Below are 8,892 nucleotides of genomic sequence, written 5' to 3'. Positions count from 1 at the left end.
GCGTACAGCACGTCGATCTTCGGCTGCGACTTCAGGAAGGCCTGCATGACCTCCTTGCCCTTGGCGCGGGTGAAGTCGCCGGTCTGCGAGGCGACCACCTTGAACTTGGGCTCGCCCTTGACGGCGTCCGCGAAGCCGGACTTGCGGTCGTTGGCCGGCGCTGAACCGGTGGTGCCCTCCAGCTGGACGACGTTCACGTCACCACTGGCGGCCGCGTACTCCTTGACCAGCCACTCGCCTGCCTTCTTGCCCTCCTCGACGAAGTCCGAGCCGAGGAAGGAGACGTAGAGCGACTCGTCCTTCGAGTCCACCGCGCGGTCGGTCAGGATGACCGGGATGTGCGCGTCCTTGGCCTCCTTCAGGACCGTGTCCCAACCCGACTCCACCACCGGGGAGAAGGCGATCACATCGACCTTCTGCTGGATGAACGAGCGGATCGCCTTGATCTGGTTCTCCTGCTTCTGCTGCGCGTCGGAGAACTTCAGCTCGACGCCGGCCTTCTTCGCGGCCTCCTGGATCGACTTGGTGTTGGCGGTGCGCCAACCGCTCTCCGCGCCGACCTGGGAGAACCCCACGACGAGCTTGTGGCCGGAACCCTTGTCGGCCGAGCCTCCGCCGCCGGAACCACAGGCGGCGAGGACGGCAACCATCGCACCGGTGACCAGGACCGAAGCAACTCTCTTGGACATGTGGGGACTTCCTCTCGGAATCGTCGATCGCACGGACGGCGGCAACGGCCCGCGTTCACGGGGTGGGGCGAAGCGACTGAGGGGCCGAGGTGCGGCCCAGGGGCGACGCGGCACCATCCCGTCCATCCGGGCGCGGTGGTGACGCGGTTGCGCTCGAGACGAGATTGTTAGCGCTAACAATCGGGTCGACAAGACCCGCCCCCGCCCGTTACCCAATCTTGACCTGCGGCGCGGCGAGGTCCTGGCCGATTTCCGGCCTGTTACCGCCCCTTGACGCTCCGATGGCCGAGCTGGGCTGAACGGCGATGGGAGCGCTCCCACGGATCGGACTCCCATGCATCGGACTCCCATGCATCGGACTCCCATGCATCGGACTCCCATGCATCGGACTCCCCTGCATCGGACTCCCCTGCACTGGGCTCCCCTGCACCGGCTCCCCCGTGCTCCGGGCCCCGCCGGCCACCGGCGGGGGGGGCGCCGAACAGGGGCGACACGAGCGTCCCGCGCCCGGCGGCGTGCGAGACCACCGGTCGGACGTCCCCGGCGGCTGGTGCGACACCGGCGACCGGGCCGAGAACATGGTCGACGCCGGCTGCCCGCCGCACCGTCAGGGTGCGGCGGGCCGACCGGTTCCGGGGCATGCGGGTGATCGGCAGCCGGGTCCGCCTCCGCGCCGCCGGACCGCTTTCGCCGGGGACGGGAACGGGCGGAGGCGGGGCTCCGTCACGGTCGGGCGGTCGCAGCCGGGCGCGCAGGGAGTCGCGCGCCCGGTGTCATCCCAGCTTCCACTGCTGGTTGCTGCCGCCACTGCAGGTCCACAGCTGGACCGGCGTGCCGTCACCGGTGGCCAGCCCGGCCACGTCCAGGCAGAGCCCCGACTGCACCCCGGTGACCGTGCCGTTCGGGTTCAGCTGCCACTGCTGGTTGGCCTGGCCGTTGCAGGACCAGACGATCGCCTTGGTGCCGGGGCTGGTGCCGTGCGCCTCGGCGTCCAGGCACAGCGTGCTGCCGCCCACGGTCACCGTCAGCTGCTTCGACGCCGTACGGGTCCAGGCCTGGTTCGCACCGCCGTTGCAGGCGTAGATCCGCTGCTGCGTTCCGAGCGCCGTGCCGTTCGCGTCGGTGAGGCACTTGCCCGCGGCCACCGCCTTCAGCGCGCCGGCCGTGCCGCCGCCGGACGTCCCCCCGTCCAGGCCCATGAAGTGGACGGCGGTGGCCGCCATGGCCGTCCCCTGCACCGGCAGTTGATGCCCGGCCCCGACGATGCTGTACGCCTCCACCTGGGTGACGCCGGCGCTGTTGTCGTACCGGGTGCGGTTCCAGTTGGCGGCGGGGGTGTCGGTGGCCGACGGGGTCCGGCTCACGCCGAGGACGTCGGTCCACTCCTTGATCTCTTCACCGAGGTTGTTGTGGCTGAGAACGGTGTCGGCGGTACCGTGCCACAGCTGCACCCGGGGACGTGGACCGGTGTAGCCGCGATCGGCACCGCGCGCCAGATCGCCCCACTGCTGCGGGGTCATGGAGACCTGGCCCTGGGCACAGGGGCCGTTCCAGCCGCGGACGGTGCCGGTGTGGAAGCAGTGGTAGGGCACGCCCATGAACGCCGCGCCCGCCTTGAACACGTCGGGGTAGTCGGCGAGCATCACGTTGGTCATCATCCCGCCCGAGGACTCCCCGGTCACGTACACGGCGTTGGCGTTGCCACCGTAGTGCTGCTCCGTGTACGTGATCATCGACATCAGCCCGACCGGGTCACTGCCGCCGTTGCGGGTCAGCGCCTGGTCGGAGGAGACGTCCCAACAGCTGCCGCCGGGGTTCGTCGAGGGGTAGATGACCAGGAATCCGTACCGGTCGGCCAGCGACCCGAAGTCGGTGCTGGAGTACATGTAGGGCCCGGTCCCCTGGCACCCGTGCAGGGCCAGCAGGATCGGCGGGTCGGGCCTGACGTTGTTCGGCACGTACAGGTGCATCAGCAGACCCGTCGGGTTGGTGCCGAAGTTCGTGATCTGGGTCAGCGACGCGGCGGCGGCCTGCGGGGCCGCCTGCAGGCTCAGGCCGACCGCGAGGCCGACCGCCGCGAGCAGGCCCGGTAAGCGGGACGTGAACGAGCGGAAGCGGAACATGGAGCCTCTCCGTTCGGGTGTGTCGTGGGTAGGAGGGAGGTCGTGGTGCCACCACCGGCGTGCCGGCACCTGCGGTACGCACCGGGGACCTCCGCCGGTACGCGCGTCAAACGCAGTGGAACGTCGGATGCAGGCGCCGGGTGTGGTCCAGGACGCGGACCGGCCCGTCCAGCCGGACGGTCGCGGTGAGCCGGATGTCGGTGCTGGAGGCGGCGACGCGCAGCTCCAACTCCCCCGGCTCCACGATGCGCCGCCCGTCGCGCCCGGTGAAGGACGCGACGTCCGCCGGGATGCCGACCCGGAGCCGCGTCCGCGTGCCCGGGGCCAGGGCGACCCGCCGGTAGCCGATCAGCCGCTGCACCGGCTGGACCACGCTGGCGACCGGGTCGTGCAGGTAGAGCTGGACGGTCTCGCTGCCGGTCCGGTCGCCGGTGTTGCGCAGGGTGAAGGCGAGGGCGACCGCCCCGTCGGTCGCGACGGTGTCCTGCTCCACCTCGAGGTCGGTCCAGGCGAACGTCGTGTAGCCGATGCCGTGCCCGAACCCGAACGCGGGGGTGGGGTCGGTGCTGGACACCTCGCTCGGGCCGGCCAGCCGGGCGGCGAGGTAGGTGGAGGGCTGGACGCCCGGGCGCGCCGGGATGCTGACGGGCAGCCGGCCCGAGGGGTCGGTCCGGCCGCTGAGCACCGCGGCGATCGCCTCGGTGCCGGCCTCGCCGGGGAAGAAGGTCTGCACCAGGGCCGCCGCCTCGGTCACCGCACGCCCCAGCGCGTAGGGTCGGCCGGCCAGCAGCACCGGCACGACCGGCGTGCCGGTGTCCAGCAACGTGTCGAGCAACTGCTGCTGCACGCCCGGAAGTCGCAGGGACTCGGCGTCGCAGCCCTCGCCGCTGGTGCCGCGCCCGAACAGCCCGGCCCGGTCGCCCAGGGCGACGATCACGACATCGGCGCGCCGGGCCGCCTCGACGGCCTCGGTGAAGCCGGAGGTCTCGAACCCGTCGATGCTCGCCCCGGCCACCGTCCGGATCTCGCTGCCGGGGAACTCCGCCGTCAAGGCCTGGCGCAGCGTGGGCAGTTCGATGCCGATCGGGACGTCAGGATGCTGGCCTCCGACGTGCACGGGGAAGGCGTAGCAGCCGAGCACCGCGGTCGGGGTGTCGGCGTTGGGGCCGATCAGCGCGATCCGGCGGGGGTGTCGCAGCGGCAGGGTGCCGTCGTTGCGCAGCAGCACCACGGCCCGCTCGGCGATCTCCAGGGCCAGCGCGCGGTTCTCCGGGCCGTCCAGGTCGACCGAGCCCCGCAGCCTTCCCGGATCGTCGAGCGGGCGGCCGGAGAGCGCCGTCGGGACGGCGTCCCAGTCCTCGTCCAGCAGGCCGAGTTGGGCCTTCTGCACCAGTACCCGGCGCAGTGCCCGGTCGACCAGCGCCTCGGGCACCGTCCCGTCCTCGACGGCGCGCAGCAGCGGCTCGCCGAAGGTCTTGACGGTCGGCAGCTCCATGTCCACGCCACTGGTGAGGGCGAGGGCGGCCGCCTCGGCCCAGTCCCCGGCGACGCCGTGCAGCAGCTTGAGGAAGGCGATGCCGAAGTAGTCGGCGACCACCGTCCCCTCGAAGCCCCAGGTCTCGCGCAGCAGTCCGGTGAGCAGCTCCTCGTCGGCGGCCGAGGGGACACCGTCGGTGTCGGTGTAGGCGTGCATGACCGACCGGGGGCGGCCCTCGCGCACCGCCATCTCGAAGGGCGGGAGGATGACGTCGGCACGTTCGCGGGCGCCCATGCCCACGGGGGCGAGGTTGCGTCCGGCGCGCGAGGCGGAGTAGCCGGCGAAGTGCTTGAGCGTGGCCACGATCCCTGCGGACTCCAGGCCCTGGACGTAGGCGGTGGCCACCGTGCCGACCAGGTAGGGGTCTTCGCCGATGGTCTCCTCGACCCGCCCCCAGCGGGCGTCGCGGACGACGTCGAGGACCGGGGCGAGGCCCTGGTGGACGCCGACCGCGCGCAGGTCACGGCCGATGGCGGCGGCCATCCGCCGGATCAGGTCCGGATCGAAGGTGGCGCCCCAGGAGAGCGGCACCGGGTAGGCGGTGGCGCCCCAGGCGGCGAACCCGGCCAGGCACTCCTCGTGCGCGAGGGCGGGGATGCCGAACCGGTTGGCGGCGGCGATGCGTCGCTGGCTGCGGGCGAGCGAGAGCGCGCCCAGCGCCGGGTCGACCGGTGCCGTGCCGAACGGCCGGGTCAACTGGCCCAGTCCGGAGGGGAGCAGGTCGTCGAGGTCGGGTGCCTCCTCCATGTCGTGCTGGTGCGGGGCGACGTCGCCGCCCTCGTCGGAGGCGCCGACCCAGACGCCGACCAGCTGGGCCAGCTTCTCCGGCAGCGTCATCTCGGCGATCAGGGCGTGCGCGCGTTCCTCGGGGCTGAGCGCGCGGTCGCGCCAGCGGTCGGTCGGGCCGGCGGCCGGGGCGGCGAGGTTCATGTTGCCGGTCACTTTCCTCCCACTCCCATGAGGCCCTGGACCAGGGCACGTCGGGCGAACAGGTAGACGACGAGGACGGGGAGCATCGACAGCACGACGGCGCTGAGCAGGCCGGGCACGTCGACGCCGTGCTCGGTCTGGAAGTCGTACAGGCCGAGGGTGATGACCTTGGTGCCCTCCGACTGGGTGAGGATCAGCGGGAACAAGAAGCCGTTCCACGCCTGCAGGGCGGCGAACACCACGACCGACGACAGTCCGCCCCTGGACAGCGGCACCACCAGCTGCCAGAACACCCGCCACGGCGAGGCGCCGTCCAGGGCCATGGCCTCGTAGAGCTCGCCGGAGACGTCCCGCATGGCCCCGGTGAGGACCAGCGTGCACACCGGCAGGCAGAACGCCGCAGTGGGCAGGATGACGCCGATCAGGTGGTCGTAGAGGCCGGCCTTGCTGATCACGTAGAACATCGGCACGATCACGGCCTGCGCCGGGATCGCCAAACCCAGCAGGAAGATCCGGAAGACGGTGCCGATGGTCCTGCCCCGGACCCGCACGATGGCGTAGGCGAGCGGGGGCACCACGAGCAGCACGATGGCGACCACGCTCACCGTGACCACCAGCGTGTTGAGGAAGTCCCGACCGAAGCCGTTGGAGAAGTCGTCGACGTAGTTCTGCAGGGTCAGCTCGGAGGGGAAGGTGAGCGGCCCCTGCGAGGAGTAGTCGGAGCGGGTCCGGAAGGTGGAGACCAGCAGGACGTACAGCGGGAAGCCCACCAGGGCCAGCCAGACCAGCGAGCCGAGCCCGGCGAGGTGGTTGGGACGCCGGCGCATCACAGTCCCTCCGTGGTGCTGCGCATCCTGTCGTAGCCGGACAGGCGCACGACGGCGAGCGAGATCAGCGTGGCGGCCATCACGAGGACCAGGGCGATCGCCGAGCCCGCGCCGAAGTCGAAGCTCTTGAAGGCCTGTCGGTACATGTAGTAGGCGCTGTTGGTGGTGTCGGTGCCGGGACCGCCCTGGGTGAGGATGAGGACGGTGTCGAAGGTGGTGAGTCCGCCGACCACCATCAGGATCATCGAGGTGATGGCCGTGTTGCGCAGCTGCGGCAGGGTGATGTGGAGGAACTGCCGTACCTTGCCCGCGCCGTCGATCGACGCGGCCTGGTAGAGCACCTGCGGGATCGCCCGGGCGCCGCCCTGGTAGAGCAGGGCGTGCATGGGCGTCCACTGCCACATGCCGACAAAGGTGAGCACCGCGACGGCGCTGCCCTGACTGCCCATCAGGTTGCCGTCGCCGAAGAGCCATTCCAGCTCCGAGGGCACGCCGAAGTTGGGGTCCAGGATGGCGCGCCAGACCACCGAGACCGCGGTCGCGGACAGCAGCAGCGGGACGAAGAAGACCGCGGACAGCACGGCGCGGTTGCGCTGGTGGCCGGCCGCCCACACGCCCAGCAGGATGCTCACCGGGGTCTGCACGACCACGCCGGCCGCGGTCAGCAGCAGGGTCAGCCACATGCTCTGCGTCATCACCGGGTCGTGCAGCAGCTTGCTCCAGTTGGCGAGGCCGTTGAACGTCGGGGCGTCGACGCCGTTCCAGCTGGTGAAGGAGAGCACCGCCACCAGCACCAGCGGCACGATCGCGAACAGCAGGAAGAACACCGTCGCGGGGACCGCCCAGACGAGGCCCGGACGGGTCACCCCGGCGCCGGTCCGGCTCGCCGCCCGGGGGGGGGGCGCGGGGGCGGCCCGCCGCCTGCGACGGCCGGAGGCGGACACGAAGGAGGAAGCACTCATGGCGGTTCCCCTCAGGAGGCGGGCAGGGCCTGCATGGCCTTGACGAAGCCGTCCACGTCGAGCCTGCCGTCGAAGAACTGCTGGACGGCGGTGCGGATCGGCGTGCTGGCGGCCGGCGGGTACGCCTGGTCCCAGGACAGCTGGAACGAGGGGGCCGCCTTGACCAGGTCGTACTGGTACTTGGAGTAGTCGGGGTTGGCTGCGGTGCCGAGGAACTGCTCGGTGCTGGTGGTGGTCGGCAGGTTGCCGATCGCCAGCTGCGCCTTGACGAACTCGTCGGAGTACATGAGCTTCAGGAAGGCGGCCGCCGCCTCGGGGTGCTTGCTCTTCTTCAGCACCGAGTAGAAGTTGTTGGTGTTGCCGACCACGTTGGCCGCGTCGCCCTTGCCGCCGGGGACGCCGGGGAACGCGCCGTATCCGAGGTTGCCCTTGGCGAAGTCGGGGTTGGCGTCCTGCTGGGTGGCGTACTCCCAGGAACCCATCAGCTCGAAGGCCGCCTTGCCCTTGGCGAGCAGCGCCGGGGAGCCGCCGTCGGTGAACTTCACCGAGTCGAAGTTCGAGCCGAACGCGCCGGCGTCGAGCAGCTTCTTGAGCATGCCCAGGGCCTTCTTCGCGTCCTCGCTCTCCCATGCGCCCTTGTCGCCGGACAGCGCCTTCCGGAACAGCTCGGGGCCCGCGACGCGGTCGAAGACGTACTCGTACCACATCAGGGTCGGCCACTGGTCACCACCGCCGAGGGCGAACGGGGTGACGCCCTTGGCCTTGAGCACCCGGACGGCGTCGAGCAGGTCGTCCCAGGTCTTCGGGACGTTCAGGCCCGCGTCCGCCAGCACCTTCTTGTTGTGGAACAGCAGCACGGGCTGGGTGCCGCGCATCGGGATGCCGTAGGACTTGCCGTCGATCACCGCGGTGTTGAACACCGAGGGCAGGAAGTTGCTCTTCAGCCCCGGGTCCGCGGCGATCATGTCGTCCAACGGTAGCAACAGGCCGGACTTCACGTAGGGCTGGATGCTCCCGCCGCCCCAGTTGAAGAAGACGTCCGGCGCCTGCGGGGTGTTGATGACGGTGTTGAGCTTGGCCTGGTAGTCCGCGCCGGGGATGGTGTCCAGGACGGCCTTGACCTTGGAGCTCTTGTTGAAGGTCTCGACCAGTTGCTTCTCGACCTTGTTGCTGGCGTCCCCGTAGACCAGCACGTGGATCGTGCCGGAGTCCCCGCTCGCGGAGGACCCTCCACTGTCGCAGGCGGTCATCCCCACCACGGCCACGGCCAGACCGAGCGCACCGGCTAACGCGCGTCGCTTCATCAGCAGTCTCCTAAAGTTTCGACCCGCTTCTCGAAATCCACGCTGCGCCGGACGCTAGGTTGCGGAGACGTTTCGGGTCAATCCCTCGTACCGACGGTTACTGAAGCGTGATGCGTCAACTGCCCTGCGTCGCGCATGGCTTATGCTGCGTCCATGGACAAGGGCGATGAACTGGGGCGGGTGACGCTGGCCGACGTCGCGCGCGAGGCCGAGGTCTCCGTTTCGACGGTTTCGAAGGTCCTCAACGGCCGCACCGATGTCTCGGCGCCCACCCGCGTCCGCGTCGAGCGGATCCTGCGCGCCCACGACTACCGCCGCGCCGCGCGCAGCAGCGCCGAGGCGCCCCTCGTCGAGATCGTCTTCCACGAGCTCGACAGCCTCTGGGCGATGGAACTCCTGCGCGGTGTCGAGGCCGTGGCGAGCGAGCACGGCGCGGCTATGGTGGTCACCCGCAGCGGTTCACGCCACGCACCGGGACCGGAGTGGATCGAGGCGGTGCTGCGTCGGCGCCCCCTCGGGG

At 70.7% G+C, this 8,892-nt stretch carries 7 protein-coding genes; 1 reads left to right on the top strand and 6 read right to left on the bottom strand.

Going from position 1 to position 8,892, the window contains the following annotated elements:
• The 6 genes from MCM47_RS44250 to MCM47_RS44225 form a co-directional block, all read right to left on the bottom strand.
• Positions 1-689, bottom strand: a 689-nt coding sequence (locus tag MCM47_RS44250) for an ABC transporter substrate-binding protein (protein ID WP_238951152.1), incomplete at its 3' end; no start/stop codon positions are given.
• Between the two features lie 773 nt (positions 690-1,462).
• Positions 1,463-2,812, bottom strand: a complete 1,350-nt coding sequence (locus MCM47_RS44245; protein ID WP_238951153.1) for a PHB depolymerase family esterase — start codon at positions 2,810-2,812, stop codon at positions 1,463-1,465.
• Positions 2,813-2,918: 106 nt separating this feature from the next.
• On the bottom strand, positions 2,919-5,279 hold the full coding sequence (locus MCM47_RS44240) for a glycoside hydrolase family 3 N-terminal domain-containing protein (protein WP_238951200.1): 2,361 nt from the start codon (positions 5,277-5,279) through the stop codon (positions 2,919-2,921).
• 8 nt (positions 5,280-5,287) lie between these two features.
• Complete coding sequence (locus MCM47_RS44235; RefSeq protein WP_238951641.1) at positions 5,288-6,106, bottom strand: carbohydrate ABC transporter permease; 819 nt, start codon at positions 6,104-6,106, stop codon at positions 5,288-5,290.
• Positions 6,106-7,068 carry a carbohydrate ABC transporter permease gene (locus MCM47_RS44230; RefSeq protein ID WP_238951640.1) on the bottom strand — a complete coding sequence of 321 codons (963 nt, stop codon included), beginning with the start codon at positions 7,066-7,068 and terminating at the stop codon, positions 6,106-6,108. Before MCM47_RS44230 ends, MCM47_RS44235 begins: the two co-directional genes overlap by 1 nt.
• A gap of 11 nt (positions 7,069-7,079) precedes the next feature.
• Complete coding sequence (locus MCM47_RS44225; RefSeq protein ID WP_238951156.1) at positions 7,080-8,372, bottom strand: ABC transporter substrate-binding protein; 1,293 nt, start codon at positions 8,370-8,372, stop codon at positions 7,080-7,082.
• Between the two features lie 153 nt (positions 8,373-8,525).
• Between MCM47_RS44225 and MCM47_RS44220 the strand changes: the two genes are divergently transcribed.
• A partial coding sequence (locus MCM47_RS44220) for a LacI family DNA-binding transcriptional regulator (RefSeq protein ID WP_238951639.1) occupies positions 8,526-8,892 on the top strand: 367 nt, incomplete at its 3' end.

The sequence above is a fragment of the Kitasatospora sp. A2-31 genome, assembly GCF_022288725.1.
Taxonomy (GTDB): Bacteria; Actinomycetota; Actinomycetes; order Streptomycetales; family Streptomycetaceae; genus Kitasatospora.
Note: the sequence above shows the minus strand (reverse complement) of the source record. Positions and strands in the feature narration are given on the sequence as shown.

Excerpts from the sequence above, each read along its gene's own strand:
- MCM47_RS44225 (WP_238951156.1), bottom strand. The coding sequence starts at position 8,372 with ATGAAGCGACGCGCGTTAGCCGGTGCGCTCGGTCTGGCCGTGGCCGTG.
- MCM47_RS44230 (WP_238951640.1), bottom strand. The coding sequence starts at position 7,068 with ATGAGTGCTTCCTCCTTCGTGTCCGCCTCCGGCCGTCGCAGGCGGCGG.
- MCM47_RS44235 (WP_238951641.1), bottom strand. The coding sequence starts at position 6,106 with ATGCGCCGGCGTCCCAACCACCTCGCCGGGCTCGGCTCGCTGGTCTGG.
- MCM47_RS44245 (WP_238951153.1), bottom strand. The coding sequence starts at position 2,812 with ATGTTCCGCTTCCGCTCGTTCACGTCCCGCTTACCGGGCCTGCTCGCG.
- MCM47_RS44240 (WP_238951200.1), bottom strand. The coding sequence starts at position 5,279 with ATGAACCTCGCCGCCCCGGCCGCCGGCCCGACCGACCGCTGGCGCGAC.